Annotated in this window: 14 protein-coding genes; 13 read left to right on the top strand and 1 reads right to left on the bottom strand. The window is 68.2% G+C overall.

Features of this window, described 5'->3' with window-relative positions; translation table 11 throughout:
• The first annotated feature begins 3 nt into the window (after positions 1-3).
• The 11 genes from pgeF (at position 4) to NWF34_RS05370 (ending at position 12165) form a co-directional block, all read left to right on the top strand.
• On the top strand, positions 4-726 hold the full coding sequence (pgeF, locus tag NWF34_RS05420; RefSeq protein ID WP_024500371.1) for a peptidoglycan editing factor PgeF: 723 nt from the start codon (positions 4-6) through the stop codon (positions 724-726).
• A 26-nt stretch (positions 727-752) separates the two neighbouring features.
• Positions 753-1517, top strand: a complete 765-nt coding sequence (locus tag NWF34_RS05415; protein WP_035761022.1) for a YggS family pyridoxal phosphate-dependent enzyme — start codon at positions 753-755, stop codon at positions 1515-1517.
• 115 nt (positions 1518-1632) lie between these two features.
• Entirely contained in the window at positions 1633-2349 is a 717-nt protein-coding gene (locus tag NWF34_RS05410) for a cell division protein SepF (RefSeq protein ID WP_096274097.1), read from the top strand.
• A 56-nt stretch (positions 2350-2405) separates the two neighbouring features.
• Entirely contained in the window at positions 2406-2747 is a 342-nt protein-coding gene (locus NWF34_RS05405) for a YggT family protein (RefSeq protein ID WP_006438674.1), read from the top strand.
• Between the two features lie 300 nt (positions 2748-3047).
• Positions 3048-3863: a DivIVA domain-containing protein gene (locus NWF34_RS05400; protein WP_006438675.1), complete on the top strand. Its 816-nt coding sequence runs from the start codon at positions 3048-3050 to the stop codon at positions 3861-3863.
• Positions 3864-3896: 33 nt separating this feature from the next.
• On the top strand, positions 3897-4715 hold the full coding sequence (locus NWF34_RS05395) for a hypothetical protein (RefSeq protein WP_006438677.1): 819 nt from the start codon (positions 3897-3899) through the stop codon (positions 4713-4715).
• 385 nt (positions 4716-5100) lie between these two features.
• Positions 5101-8262 (top strand): isoleucine--tRNA ligase, encoded by a 3162-nt coding sequence (gene ileS, locus NWF34_RS05390; protein WP_210737828.1) that lies wholly within the window; start codon positions 5101-5103, stop codon positions 8260-8262.
• Positions 8263-8330: 68 nt separating this feature from the next.
• Complete coding sequence (locus NWF34_RS05385) at positions 8331-9530, top strand: NAD(P)/FAD-dependent oxidoreductase (RefSeq protein ID WP_006438679.1); 1200 nt, start codon at positions 8331-8333, stop codon at positions 9528-9530.
• An 8-nt stretch (positions 9531-9538) separates the two neighbouring features.
• Complete coding sequence (locus NWF34_RS05380; protein ID WP_006438680.1) at positions 9539-10447, top strand: RNA polymerase sigma-70 factor; 909 nt, start codon at positions 9539-9541, stop codon at positions 10445-10447.
• An 86-nt stretch (positions 10448-10533) separates the two neighbouring features.
• Positions 10534-11772 (top strand): MFS transporter, encoded by a 1239-nt coding sequence (locus NWF34_RS05375; RefSeq protein ID WP_006438681.1) that lies wholly within the window; start codon positions 10534-10536, stop codon positions 11770-11772.
• A gap of 6 nt (positions 11773-11778) precedes the next feature.
• Positions 11779-12165 (top strand): metalloregulator ArsR/SmtB family transcription factor, encoded by a 387-nt coding sequence (locus NWF34_RS05370; protein WP_096274094.1) that lies wholly within the window; start codon positions 11779-11781, stop codon positions 12163-12165.
• 14 nt (positions 12166-12179) lie between these two features.
• Here the strand turns inward: NWF34_RS05370 and NWF34_RS05365 are convergent, their stop codons facing one another.
• Positions 12180-12872: a TetR/AcrR family transcriptional regulator gene (locus NWF34_RS05365; protein WP_006438683.1), complete on the bottom strand. Its 693-nt coding sequence runs from the start codon at positions 12870-12872 to the stop codon at positions 12180-12182.
• Between the two features lie 119 nt (positions 12873-12991).
• On the opposite strand from NWF34_RS05365, the gene NWF34_RS05360 reads away from it, so the two are divergent.
• Positions 12992-13447, top strand: a complete 456-nt coding sequence (locus NWF34_RS05360; RefSeq protein ID WP_006438684.1) for a nitroreductase family deazaflavin-dependent oxidoreductase — start codon at positions 12992-12994, stop codon at positions 13445-13447.
• Positions 13448-13517: 70 nt separating this feature from the next.
• Positions 13518-15017, top strand: a complete 1500-nt coding sequence (locus NWF34_RS05355) for a DNA polymerase IV (RefSeq protein WP_051995454.1) — start codon at positions 13518-13520, stop codon at positions 15015-15017.
• Positions 15018-15043 lie beyond the last annotated feature (26 nt).

Genomic DNA, 15043 nt, shown 5'->3' with positions numbered 1-15043 from the left:
CGCATGCGGGTTCGTCGTGTGGTCACCACGCGTGCCGGCGGCGTCTCGGTGGCACCGTATGACTCGTTCAATCTCGGTGACCACGTCGGAGACGACCCGGCGGCGGTGGCCGCCAACCGGAATCGTCTGGCCGAGCAGATCGGGTTGCCCGCATCGTCGGTCGTCTGGATGGAACAGATCCACAGCCGGAATGTGACCGTGGTCGAGGGACCCGTCGACGAGCCGGTCCCCGCGACCGACGCGCTCGTGACCACCACGCCGGGTCTCGCGCTCGCGGTGCTGTCGGCCGACTGCGTGCCGGTGCTCCTCAGCGACGACGAGGCCGGGGTGATCGCCGGCGTCCACGCCGGCCGCATGGGCGCTCGCGTCGGCATCGTGCGCGAGACCCTGAAGGTGATGGTCGAACTCGGTGCGCGCGTCGAGTCGATCGGTGCGTTCCTCGGGCCGGCGGCCTCCGGTGAGCAGTACGAGGTGCCCCCGGCGATGCAGGCCGACGTCGAAAAGCATCTGCCCGGAAGTGCCAGTCGCACCAAGAAGGGCACCACGGGCCTCGACCTCCGGGCGGGCCTGCGCCGCCAGCTCCTCGAGGCCGGGGTCGCCGGGGTCGCGGTGGACCCGCGCTGCACGATCTCGGATACGAGCCTCTTCAGCCACCGGCGTGGCGCGCCGACCGGCCGCCTGGCATCGGTGATCTGGATGGACGAGAGTGCGCCGGACGGGGAGTAGGCCCCCGGTGCTCCGCGCGGAGAATGATGGGGGACATGAACGACTCTCTCGATGACGCACGCACCGCCGAGCTCTCCGGGCGTCTCGACGCGGTGCGCGGGCGACTCGACGCAGCCGTCGCATCCGCGGGCCGTCCGGCGGGTTCGTGTGCGCTCATGGTCGTCACCAAGTACTTCCCGGCCGACGACGTCCGGCGGTTGCTGACGCTGGGGGTCCGATTGTTCGGCGAGTCCCGTGAACCCGAGGCCGGGCGGAAGGTCGCCGAGGTGCTCGCCGACTGGAGTCCGGCCGATGTGGCCGACGTACCGGTGTTCGACATGATCGGCACGGTCCAGTCGAAAAAGGCCCGTAGTATCGCGCGCTGGGCGCGTGCGGTGCACTCGGTGGACCGTCCGAAGGTGGTCGACGCCCTCGGTCGGGCCGCGCGCGCCGCGCTCGACGAAGGGGAGCGGGCCGAGCCTCTCGGCGTGCTGCTCCAGGTGAGTCTCGACGGAGACCCGCAGCGTGGTGGAGTCGTCGAGGTCGGTCTTCCGGCACTCGCCGAACAGGTGTCGAACGACGATGCGCTGACGCTGCGCGGCCTCATGGTCATCGCTCCGCTCAGTGGCGAGCGGAAGCACTGGATGGCCGAATCCGCCCGTATCCACAACGCTTTTCGCGAGCAGTACGCCGACGCCGTCGAACTGTCCGCGGGAATGTCCGGTGACATGGAAGATGCGATTGAAGCCGGGTCGACATGCGTGCGTGTCGGAACCGCGATCATGGGCGAGCGGCCGCTACTCTCTCAGTAATCACATTGGTAACACCAGAACCAAGTGACACAGACATCTCAACAAGCTCAGTGACATCAGATGCACCATCCGGCGGGGTTGCACACACCGGCGTCGCACGACAGAGAGGCCGACAATGACCACGATGCAGAAGTTCAAGGCGTATTTCGGCATGGTGCCGCCCAGCGAGTACGAGGACGACTACCTCGAGGAGTCGGGCTCGGCGCTGCGTGTCCCGTCGCGTGAGCGCGCCTACCGTGACGACTACTACGGCGACTCCTCCTACGACCCCGGCTACGAGCCGTCGCTCCGCGATGTCGGTTTCCGCGACGCCGGCTACCGCGACGAGATGGCCTACGACGACCGTCGTTTCGACGGCGGATACGAACTCGCCGGCGACTTCGCCCCCGAATTCGCCTACGCCGGACCGCGACCCGCCCCCGAGGCGCCGATGCGTTCGGCAGCTCGCCTCGAGCCGCTGCAGCGTTCGTCGAGTGCCGCCCTGCGTGCCGCCTCGTCGCGACCGATGAGTGCCGAGCACCGGGAACTCGAGCGTGTCTTCGCCGACGGCCCGCTGCAGAAGATCACCACCCTGCGTCCCTCGGACTACGGCGAGGCCCGCACGATCGGTGAGCGCTTCCGCGACGGCAACCCGGTCATCATGGACCTCGTCGACATGACCAACGACGACGCCAAGCGTCTCGTCGACTTCGCCGCGGGCCTGGCCTTCGCGCTCCGCGGTTCGTTCGACAAGGTCGCGACCAAGGTCTTCCTGCTGTCGCCGGCCGACGTGGACGTGTCGCCCGAGGATCGGCGCAAGATCGCCGAGACCGGCTTCTACAACCACGCCTGATGCAGGTGGGCGCCCTCGGTTCGCATCGTTCGGTGCTCTTCAGGCAATCTTGACGCGTGGCTGCGATTTTGTTGGGCGTCCTGTACTACGTCCTGTTGGTTTTCTGGTTGCTTCTCCTGGGTCGGCTCGTCGTCGAGTTGGTGCGGACGTTCGCCCGTGAGTGGCGACCCACCGGGGTGGCGGTGGTGATCATCGAGACGGTGTTCACCCTGACCGATCCGCCGATCAAGGCGTTGCGCCGCATCCTGCCGCCGATCCCGCTGGGTCCGATCCGCCTGGATCTGTCGCTGATGATCGTCATGCTCGTCGTCATCATCGCCATGAATGTCGTCAATGGTCTCCGCGCCGACGCGGTCGCCGAGTCGCTGGCCGCCGCACTGGTTCTCACCCGCTCCTAGTCCGCCCGCGGCTCGGCCCCCGGCACCCCTCCGACCCGAGTACCTTGAGGTACGGCGATGAACTACCGTTGGTGGTCGTCTTCAGATGTCCCTGCCGAATCGGACAGTTTCGATCCGGCCGAAGATCAAGGGTGCAACCTACGGTTCGCATGTGACAGGATTGGACGCCAGTTACTATTTTTGACTGGTATGAATAGTTAGTGACAACCTGTATTGGTCGAACGACTCACGTCGCGCGATCCGGGTTGGACGGCACGCCAATTGAACACAAGCTCCACCACAGACACGAGGGGAACCGACATGCGGCTGACTCCAGCTGATGTGCACAACGTCGCGTTCAGCAAACCGCCTATCGGTAAGCGCGGCTACAACGAGGATGAGGTCGATCAGTTCCTCGATTTCGTCGAGGCCGAGCTCGCCCGGCTGATCGAAGAGAACACCGACCTGAAGCAGCGCGTCGAGGAGCTCGAGGGTGAGCTCGCCGACGCCCGGTCGGGAGCCGGCGCCGCCCCCGCCGAAGAGCGGACCCAGATGTTCGCCAAGCCGCCGGTGCAGGAGCAGCCCGCTCCCGTCCAGCAGCCCGCCGCGCCTGCCGCCAACGACGACGCCAACGTCCGCGCCGCCCGCGTCCTCGCGCTGGCGCAGGACACCGCGGATCGCCTGACCGGCAGCGCACGCGCCGATGCCGACGCGATGCTGGCCGATGCGCAGACCCGCGCCGACACGATGGTTTCGGAGGCGCAGAGCAAGTCCGATGCCATGCTTGCCGACGCGCGTCAGCGTTCGGAGGCCATCCTGGCCGACGCGCAGACCCGTTCCGAGGCGCAGCTGCGGCAAGCGCAGGAGCGTGCGGACGCACTGCAGAGCGATGCCGAGCGCAAGCACAGCGAGATCATGGGCACGATCAACCAGCAGCGTGGTGTGCTCGAGGGTCGGATCGAGCAGCTCAAGACGTTCGAGCGTGAGTATCGCACCCGCCTGAAGACCTACCTCGAATCGCAGCTCGAGGAGCTGCAGCAGCGCGGCAGCGCGGCACCGGTCGAGGGTGGTCGTCCCGATCAGTCGTTCTCGAACGACCCGGGCAGCGGCGGTTTCAGCAGCTACTCGCCGAGCTGACCGCGCGCCGGTCATGCACCCTAGGCTGGTGATGTGCTGAGCTTGGCCCTGGGCGCGACCCTCATCGGGTTCGTGCTGCTCATCCTCGGTCTCATCACCGGGACCGTGTGGCTTGCCGTTGCCTGCATCGTCATCTGTCTCCTCGGCCTGGCCTTCCTGCTCGTCGATGTGTTCTCGGGTCGTAACCGGGACGCCGCGCGATCTCTGGAAGACATGGTCCCGGGAGTCGGACGCGAGGACGAGACCGACGACAACGCCGATCGCGAAAAGGCTGCCTACGAGCCTCCGTCCTTCGAACCCGGGATGGCCGAACCGTCGGGACCGTCGGCTTCTCGGCCGGCGTCACCCGAGAGTCGTCCGGCGCCGGAACGTCGCGAGGGCAACCTCGAGGACTACCTGCGGTCGGTCGGCGAGCCCGTCGGCCCCGCAGCCGACTCCGGCCCGACGCCGTCACCGGGTCCGACGCCGGGTGGACAGGCGGCCCCTGGCCGGGCGCCATCGGGGCCGCCGCCGCGTGCGCCCCAGCGGACGGCGGGTCCGCAGCAGTCCGGGGGCCGGCCACCCCAGGCTCCCCGCTCGCCGCAATCCGGTCCCTTCCGGTCCGGTCCGTCCCAGCCCGGTCCACGTCCTCCGCAGTACGGGGCGCCGACTTCGGGTCCCCAGCCGCAGTACGGGCAGGGGCCTTCCGGACAGTTGCCGGGGTGGGGGCAGGACTCCCCGCGATCCGATCCGGCACAGGCCGGCGAACGGCCGCCGGGGGAACAGACCGAATCCCCTGAACCGAGGCCGGGACGGCGACGCGCGCCGGACTTCGATCCGCTCGACCCGAACTGGCGTCCGCCGATCGACTGATCTTGTTCATACGAGGATCTGATTCTCGCGACGATGCACCGCCCGGACGGCGATAGGCGATTCGCCCGTTCGGGCGGTGCGTCGTTACACTGGTTGACGCGTTGATCCGGCCATCACCGGGGAGCACCCGGAAGAACGGCACCGTGAGGCGCTCAGTAGAACCGGGCGGGCGTGGCCCGTTACAGCCACAGGACCGTACGGGGTGACCCGCGCGATCCGATGAGTGGCGCCGGAGTTCCGGCGCAAGCGGGGTGGTACCGCGCAGACCTGACGGTGTGCGTCCCCGTGCCGAGGAGCGACATCACCAGGCACGAGGAGACGAGCCGTGACCAACGCCAACGAGACGGGCGCGAATGCGACCGGGCGTGTGTACCCCAAAGTCGACATGACGGGTGGGACGGGGCGAAGCGCCCCCGATTTCCCGTCCGTGGAGCAGAACGTCCTGAAATACTGGGACGACGACTCGACCTTCGCCGCCTCCATCGACAACCGTGCCGACGCCGAGGAGTTCGTCTTCTACGACGGCCCGCCCTTCGCCAACGGCCTGCCCCACTACGGCCATCTGCTGACCGGCTACGTCAAGGATGTGGTACCGCGGTACCAGACCATGCGTGGCAAGAAGGTCGATCGCCGATTCGGTTGGGATACACACGGTCTGCCCGCCGAACTCGAGGCCGAGCGGCAGCTCGGGATCACCGACAAGTCGGAGATCGAGAAGATGGGCATGGCGAAGTTCAACGAGTACTGTCGTGACTCGGTTCTCCGCTACACCGGCGAGTGGCGCGACTACGTCACCCGCCAGGCGCGCTGGGTGGACTTCGACAACGACTACAAGACGCTCGACCTCGACTTCATGGAGTCGGTCATGTGGGCGTTCAAGGCGCTCTACGACAAGGGCCTGATCTACCAGGGCTACCGCGTGCTGCCCTACAGCTGGTACGAGCAGACGCCGTTGTCGAACCAGGAGTCCAAGCTCGACGACGCCTACCGGATGCGTCAGGACCCGGCGGTGACCGTTCTGATGCCGCTGTCGGTGCCCGAGGGTCCGCTGGCCTCGCTCGACGGTGTCAACGCACTGATCTGGACCACGACGCCCTGGACGCTGCCCTCGAACCTCGCGATCGCGGTCAACCCCGAGGTCACCTACGTCCACGTCAAGGCCGCCGACGGCCGTCAGTACCTGCTGGCCGAGGCGCTGCTGGGCGCGTACGCCAAGGAGATCGCCGAACCCGAGGTGGTCGGCACCCATCTGGGCAAGGATCTCGAGAACCTCTCCTACACACCGCCCTTCGACTTCTTCGTCGGACACCCGAACGCGCACCGGGTGTTGGTCGGCGACTACGTGACCACCGAGAGCGGCACCGGCGTCGTGCACCTCGCGCCCGCGTTCGGTGAAGAGGACATGGAACTCGCGACCGCCAACGGCATCGAGGTCGTGCAGCCGCTCGACCCGGGCGGCCGTTTCACCGCGCAGGTCCCGCCGTACGAGGGCCAGATGGTCTTCGACGCCAACCCGGTCATCATCAAGGACCTCAAGGCGGCCGGCCGCATCCTGCGACACGAGACCATCGAGCACTCCTACCCGCACTCGTGGCGGTCGGGACAGCCGCTGATCTACATGGCGGTGCCGTCGTGGTTCGTGGCCGTCACCCAGTTCCGCGACCGCATGGTGGAGCTGAACAAGCAGATCACCTGGGTGCCCGAACACATCCGTGACGGCCAGTTCGGCAAGTGGCTTGAGGGTGCGCGCGACTGGAACATCAGCCGCAACCGCTACTGGGGTGCGCCGCTGCCGGTGTGGATCTCCGACAACCCGGAGTACCCGCGCACCGACGTCTACGGTTCGCTCGACGAACTCGAGCGCGACTTCGGCGTGCGCCCGGACAACCTGCACCGGCCTCACATCGACGAGCTGACCCGGCCGAACCCGGACGATCCGACCGGGCGGTCGACCATGCGCCGTGTGCCCGAGGTGCTCGACTGCTGGTTCGAGTCCGGTTCGATGCCGTATGCCCAGGTGCACTACCCGTTCGAGAACCGCGACTGGTTCGACGGTGGGGACTCGGCAGGCGCCCCGCCGCACAACCCGGGCGACTTCATCGTCGAATACAACGGACAGACGCGCGGCTGGTTCTACACCATGCACGTGCTGGCGACGGCCCTCTTCGACCGCCCGGCATTCAAAACCGTTGCCGCGCACGGCATCGTGCTGGGCGACGACGGCCAGAAGATGTCCAAGTCCAAGCGCAACTACCCGGATGTCAACGAGGTCTTCGACCGCGACGGCTCCGACGCCATGCGCTGGTTCCTGATGGCGTCGCCGATCCTGCGCGGTGGCAACCTGGTGGTGACCGAGCGCGGCATCCGGGAGGGTGTGCGTCAGGCGCTGCTGCCGTTGTGGAACGCCTACAGCTTCCTGCAGCTGTACGCGGAGCGTCCGGCGACGTGGCGGACCGACTCCCGGCACGTCCTCGACCGGTACATCCTGGCGAAGCTCGCGACCACCCGGGACGCGATGACCGAGGCGCTCGACGTCTACGACATCGCGGGTGCATGCGACGCCTTCCGCGAGTTCGTCGAGGCGCTGACCAACTGGTACGTGCGTCGTTCGCGGGCACGGTTCTGGGCCGGTCAGGACGAGGACACCGACGCCTTCGACACCCTGTACACGGTGCTCGAAGTGGCCTCCCGCCTCGCGTCGCCCCTGCTGCCGCTGGCGACCGAGGCCATCTGGCGCGGGCTCACCGGCGAACGGTCGGTCCACCTGACCGACTGGCCGACCGCCGACGAGCTGCCCGCCGACGCCGACCTGGTCGCCGCGATGGACGAGGTGCAGGCGGTCTGTTCGGTCGCGTCGAGCGTGCGCAAGGCCAACAAGCTGCGTGTGCGTCTCCCGCTGCCCGGTCTGACCGTCGCGTCGCCGACCGCCGCCGCGCTCGAGCCCTACGTCGACCTGGTCAAGGACGAGATGAACGTCAAGGCGGTCACGCTCGCCACCGACGCCAGCGAGTACGGGCGCTATGAGATCGCGGTCAACGCCCGCGCGGCCGGGCCGCGTCTGGGCAAGGACGTGCAGCGCGCCATCAAGGCGGTGAAGTCGGGCAACTGGTCGGTGCAGGCCGGGGCCGACGGTTCCGAGGTCGTCGTCGCCGACGGCATCGAGCTGCACGACGGTGAGTTCACCAGGAAGCTCGTGGCCGTCGAACCCGATTCCACCGCGGAGCTGCCCGGTGGTCGGGGACTGGTCGTCCTCGACACCGCGGTGACCCCCGAGCTGGAGGCCGAGGGCTGGGCGAAGGACCGTGTGCGCGAGCTGCAGGACGCGCGCCGCAACCTCGACCTCGACGTCTCCGATCGCATCACGGTGCGCCTCGTCGTCCCCGCCGAGCGTCTCGAGTGGGCGCAGACCCACGCCGGACTCATCGCCGGTGAGGTTCTCGCCGTGGAGTTCGACGTCACCGCGGAGGGCGCGCCGGGGTCCGTCGAACTCGGTGACGGGGTCACCGCCGACGTCGCGAAGGCCGGCTTACCACCGATTTCGCGGTAGCTGTCACATTTCTGCCGCCGTCGGTGTCTCGAGGATGACCACCTCGAACACCGACGGAAGGCAGAACCATGAGCACCACCGACACCACGCAGGAAATCCAGGTAGTCGCACGGACGCACGTGGTCGTCCTCGGCGCGGGCTATGCCGGCGCGATGGCGGCCAACCGGCTCCGGCGCAACCCCGCCGTCGCCGTCACGGTCGTGAACCCGCAACCGTTCTTCGTGCAGCGCATCCGGTTGCACCAGTTCGTCTCGGGAACCGGTGATCCGCTGGTCGGCTTCGACGACGTGCTGGCCGACGACATCCGCGTCGTCGTCGACACCGCTACCCGTATCGACGCCGGTGCGCGCCGTGTGCATCTCGCGTCGGGCGCGCACCTCGACTACGACCACCTGATCTATGCGATCGGTACCCGGCACCGAACCCCGGAGATCCCCGGGGCGGAGCATGCCCTGTTCATCGCCGATTGGGCGAGCGCACAACGGATTCGCGAACGCGTGGAAGGTCTCGGCGCACACGAGATGATCACCGTCGTCGGTGGGGGACTCACCGGGATCGAGGTCGCCGCCGAACTCGCCGAACGCGGCCACGACGTGCGTCTGGTGGGCGGCAGGGGGATCGCGTCATCGGTGGGGGAGCGGGCCCGGAGCGCCACGGAGAAGCAGCTGATCCGACTCGGCGTCGACGTCGTGGACACGGGCCGCGTGGTCGAGATCGGCGAGCGGACCGTCACCGTCGACATCGACGGCGAACGAAACGTACTGCCGAGCGCGGCAACGATTCTCGCCACCGGCTTCGAGGCCCCGGAACTGGCGGCCGACAGCGGCCTGGCGACCGACGAGATCGGCCGCCTGCGCACCGACGCGACCCTGGCCGGCATCGACGACGATCGGATCGTCGGCGCCGGTGACGCGGTCGCGGTCGAGGGCATGCCCCTGAGGATGAGCTGCCAGGCCGCCGAGCCGCTGGGTGCTCAGGCGGCCGAAGCGGTGCTCGCCCGGATCGCCGGTGAGCAGCCGAATCCCGTCGACCAGGGTTTCGTCGCGCAGTGCGCCAGCATCGGCCGCCGCGCGGCCACCCTACAGTTCACGCGTCGCGACGATTCGCCGGCGCGTGCAGTGGTGACCGGTCGTCTCGCGGCCTGGACCAAGGAGTTGGTGTGCCGCGGTACGGTGTGGAACATCCGTCATGAGGCCACCCACCCCGGTGCGTTCCGGTGGTTCCGCGGCGGCGACCTGACCACGACGACCGAACCGGCCCTCCGATGAGAGGCACGATGGTGAACAGCAGCGAATCCGACCGTCGAGCAACACGTTTCGCGGAACTTCGGCCGCTGCTGTTCACGGTCGCCTACGAGATCGTCGGGTCCGCGGCCGACGCGGACGACGTCCTGCAGGAGAGCTACCTGAGGTGGGCCGAGGTCGACGACGCCGATGTCACCGACCCGAAGGCCTACCTCGCGAAGATCGTCACGCGCCAGGCACTCAACGCCCTGCGTTCCCGCTCGCGGCGTCGGGAGGAGTACGTCGGCCCGTGGCTTCCAGAGCCGATCCTGCTCGACGACCGCGATCTCGCCGACGACGTCGTACTGGCCGAGTCGGTGTCCACGGCGATGCTGGTGGTGCTGGAGTCCCTGAACCCCGACGAGCGTGCGGTGTTCGTCCTGCGTGAGGTGTTCGGTTTCTCCTACACCGAGATCGGGACGATGGTCTCGAAGTCCTCGGCTGCGGTTCGCCAGATCGCGCATCGGGCACGGTCGCATGTCGAGTCGCGGCGGCCCCGTTTCGAACCGGTCGATGCGCAACGTGCCGGCGCGGTCGTCGAGGAGTTCCTTGCCGCCGCGCAGTCCGGGGAGGTCGAGTCCCTCATGGCGCTGCTGTCTCCCGACGTCGTGTTCACGGCCGACAGCGACGGCAAGGCCACCGCGGTCAAACGGCCGGTCCGGGGCGCCCTGCCGGTGGCACGCCTGCTCACCGGCTTCGCGCGGCTCGGGGCGACGATCGACGACTACCGGGTCGAGGTCGCCGTGTTCAATCACGAGCCGGGCATGCTGGTGTACTTCGACGGGAAACTACAGGGCGCCTTCACGTTCCACATCGTGGACGGTGTGATCGAGCAGATCTACGCGATGCGCAATCCCGACAAGCTGGTCGGGGTGGAGGAGCCGCGCACGATCGCCCGCTGACGCGACCGACTCATGCACCTACATGTGCGCAGTTGCGCACATGTAGGATGGCTGCATCGTGTAGTCAGGCGGAATGAGGAGACGCTGTGTGGGATGTCCTGGCCCATCCGGTCTACCGAAGGCTGTTCACCGCTCAGGTGGTGGCCCTGGTGGGGACGGGGCTGTTGACCATTGCGCTGGGGCTGCTCGCCTACGACATCGCCGGCGAGGACGCCGGGGCGGTGCTGGGCACCGCACTGGCGATCAAGATGGTCGCCTATGTCGTCGTCGCGCCGGTGATCACGGCGGTGACCGAGCGTCTGCCGCGGCGAGCGGTGATGGTCTCGGCCGATGCGGTGCGGGCCGTGATCGCGCTGATGCTGCCGTTCATCGGTTCGACGTGGCAGATCTATGTGCTCATCTTCGTGTTGCAGGCCGCCTCGGCGACCTTCACTCCTACCTTCCAGGCCGTGATCCCGTCCGTGCTCACCCACACCGACGACTACACCAAGGGCCTGTCGCTCTCGCGGCTGGCGTATGACCTCGAGTCGCTGACCAGCCCCGCGATCGCCGGCGCACTGCTGCTGGTCATCTCCTACAACCAACTCTTCGTCGCCACGGCGCTCGGGTTCCTCGTATCCGCGGCGCTGGTCATCTCCACCCGACTTCCGCGCATCACCGCGGCCGCCGAGAACGAGCGACTACGTACGCGGATCACCAAGGGAGCCCGGGTGATGGTCGGCCACGCACCTCTCCGGGGCCTGCTCGCACTGAATATGGTGGTCGCCACCGCGACCGGCCTGGTGGTCGTCAACACCGTCGTCTATGTCCGATCGCTGCTCGGCGGGGTCAATGCCGGTGTCGCCATGGCGTTGGCAGCGTACGGCGGTGGGTCGATGCTCGTCGCATTGGCGATGCCGAGACTTCTCGGACGGATGTCGGATCGGCGCGTGATGATGACCGGCGCGCTGCTCGTCGTCGTCGGTCTGGTGTGTACGGCGATCCTGCTCGCCACCTCGGTGTCCCCGGTCGTCGGATGGGTCTGGCTGATCACTGCGTGGACGGTGATCGGCGCGGCGACGTCGGCCATCAGCACCCCGACGGCCCGTCTGCTGCGCGACTACTCCACCGAGTCGAACAGGCCCGCGGTGTTCACCGCGCAGTTCTCGCTGTCGCATGCGTGTTTTCTCGTCACCTACCCGCTTGCCGGCTGGGTGGGGGCGCAGGTGTCCCAGCTCACTGCCGCCATCATCCTGGCAGCCCTGGCTACACTTTCAGCGATGGCGGCCACACGACTCTGGCCGGCTACTTACCCGAGGCCCATCATGGCCGGTGTGGAAAGGTGAACACGAATGGGCAGTGGCACGGAAGGCGCCGATCCCGCCCCTTCGCTCACGTCGACGAGGCCTAGTCTCGACCACCGCACACCACCGGATGCCGAGAGGCTCGACGCGGCCACCCGGACATTCCGGATGCTCGCCGATTCCACTCGGCTCCACATCCTGTGGCAACTCAGTCACGGCGAAGCCGACGTCTCCGCGCTCGCCGAAGCCTGCGATGCATCGCGCACCGCGGTCAGCCAGCACCTCGCCAAGCTGCGCTTCACGGGCCTCGTCGAGACCCGCAGAGACGGCCGCCGGATCGTCTACCGCCTTCACGACGGACACCTCGCACGCCTCGTCCGGGAAGGGCTCAACCATGCCGACCACTTCGTCACCGGCGAACCACCGCACGACTGACCGGCCGTGCGCTGTCACGTGAACAGCATCGACAGCGTCAGTTCGATCTGGGACCGGAAGAGCGCACGCGGATGGGCGAAGGTGTCCGTGCCGTACTGGCCGAAGGTCTCCAGGCTGATGGCGCCGACCAGGACCGCCCACAGGGTGGTCGACGCCGCCAGCACGCGGACCGGGGTGTCGATGCCGAACTCGTCGCGGATGGCGGCCATGTCATCGGTGACTTCGATTGCGGGAGTAGGTAGGTCGTCCCGGATGAGACCCTCGGAGTAGGCGGCCGCGCACTCGCGCAGGAGCAGGGCGGGGATGCGCGTACCCGGCTCGATGGTCTGGTCGCCGGGTGCGGTGTAGCCCGGGACCGGACTGCCGTAGAGCAGTGCCCAGCGGGCGGGGTCGGCGAGTGCCCAGTCCCGGGCGGCCTCGGCCGCGGCGAGCAGTCGCTCCCGGCGGCGGGTGGGGTCGACCGTCTCGACCGCCGCGTCGATCGCATCGCCGACGTCGTTGTAGGCCTCGACGAGCAGCATCGTCAGCAGGTCGTCGCGACTGGGGACGTATCGGTAGACCGCCGACGACACGACACCCATCTCGCGGGCGATCGCCCGCAGTGACAGACCCGCTGCGCCGTGGGTGGCGAGATGCTCGCGTCCGAGTCTGCGGATCTCGTCGGTCATCATCGCGCGGTTCTCCGCGCGGCTTCGTCCGGTCGCCATGCGACGATCCTTCCACAATTCGAGAGCAGTGCTCTTGATTTCTACCGCGTCCGGGTGCACACTTGAAACGAGAGCGGTGCTCTCGAATTCTTCCGGCCACCATGAAAGGCGTCGACACCATGACCTCGACCACCCACTACCGCGCCCCCGAGGGCTTCGACAACGTCGTCAACCGCACCGTCCGCTGGCTCGCCGACCACGGCGTCAACCTGGCCGGTGCCCAGAACCTCACCGTCGTCGGTCGCCGCAGCGGTGATCCGCAGCGCGTCCCGGTGAACGTCCTGCGATTCGACGGCGGCGAGTACCTCGTCTCGCCGCGCGGCAACACCCAGTGGGTTCGCAACGTGCGCGCCGCCGGAACGGCCGAACTCAGCCGGGGCCGCCGGCGGACCGTCGTCGCCCTGACCGAGGTCGACGCGGACCGGCGTCCGCCGATCATCGGCGAGTATCTGCGCAAGTGGGGCTGGGAGGTCGGCCGGTTCCTGCCCGAGGGGCTCGGCACCAAGCCGTCCGACGACGACCTCGCGCGCCATGCAGGTTCGATCCCCGTCTTCGTCATCCGTCCTGCTCACTAGACTCGGACGAGTGGTGCGCCCGGATCCCGACTCGACGATCGCCGACGGTTCATCGGTTCCCGAGCGGTGGATGTCCGGCGGGCAGTCGGGTGCCGCGCCGGCGGGCGACGACTCCGAGCGCGGGGCCCGTTGGGTGATGCATCTCGACATGGATGCGTTCTTCGCCTCGGTCGAACAGCTCACCCGGCCCACTTTGCGTGGCCGCCCGGTCCTCGTGGGCGGTTCCGGTGGCCGGGGAGTGGTGGCCGGGGCGAGCTACGAAGCACGGGTGTTCGGAGCCAGGTCGGCGATGCCGATGCATCAGGCCCGACGCCTCATCGGCCCGACCGGCGTCGTCGTACCCCCGCGCGGCGCGGTCTACGGCAAGGTCAGCAAGCGGGTGTTCCGCATTGTTCGCGAAGCGGTTCCGGTGATCGAAACGCTCTCTTTCGACGAGGCGTTCGCGGAACCGGCCGAACTCGCCGGGGCGACGGTCGCGCATGCGCGGGAGTTCGCGGAGATGTTGCGTACCCGCATCCGCACCGAATGCGGACTCGCCGCCTCGGTCGGGCTCGGCAGCGGAAAGCAACTCGCCAAGATCGCGTCGGGAATGGCGAAACCCGATGGCGTGATGGTGATCCCGCCGTCTGGGGAGATCGATTTCCTGCACGAACTGCCGGTGCGCAAACTGTGGGGGATCGGTCCGGTCTCGGGGGATCGCCTCGCACGTCTGGGAATCGACACCATCGGCGACCTCGCCGCGATGTCGCCGATCGAGGTCGCCTCGGTACTCGGCGCCACGGTCGGACCGGCACTGCACCGTCTCGCCCAGGGGGTCGACGACCGACCGGTGGCCGAGCGTGCCTCGGCCAAACAGATCAGCGCCGAGTCGACCTTCGCCACCGACATCGTCGACCTCGACGAACTGCGCAAGGCGATACGAAAAGCCGCCGCCGACGCGCATCGTCGGCTGCTCAAGGACGGGCGCGGCGCGCGCACGGTGGTGTTGAAGCTCAAACGTTCCGACATGTCGATCCTCACCCGGTCGGCGACCACCGCCGCGGCCACGACCGATCTCGACGACCTCGAGCGCACCGCCCAGCGCCTCGCTCTCGACCCGCGGACGGTCGGGTCGATACGGCTTGTGGGCGTGGGCTTCTCGGGTCTCACGGCGGTGCAGCAGTACGCACTGTTCGACGACCTCGACACCTCGCCCGACGAGACGACGCACCACGACACCGCGTCGGCGGGATCCGCCCCGGGATCGTCACCGGAATCCGGTGACGTCGTCGAGGTGTCGGAGACGGTTCACGATCCCACCGCCGACACCGAATCACCCGAACCCGTGCGATTCGCTCCCGGCGGCAATCCGCTGAGCCGGGCGCCGTTCGCTCCCGGCGCCGATGTGGAACACCCCGAGTTCGGTCACGGGTGGGTGCAGGGGAGTGGGCACGGCGTCGTCACCGTCCGCTTCGAGACACGGACCACCGGGCCCGGACGGACGCGCACCTTCGGCGTCGACGACCCCGACCTACGCCTCGCCGACCCGCTCGACAGCCTCGAATGGGATCTCGCCGGCGACGAGGAGTGATCGCCGCGCCGGCCACTCGTGCGGCG

The organism is Gordonia sp. GONU, from assembly GCF_024733855.1.
In the GTDB taxonomy this organism is placed as follows: domain Bacteria; phylum Actinomycetota; class Actinomycetes; order Mycobacteriales; family Mycobacteriaceae; genus Gordonia; species Gordonia amicalis.
The sequence above is the reverse complement of the archived record's forward strand: the minus strand, read 5'-3'. Positions and strand labels throughout refer to the sequence as shown.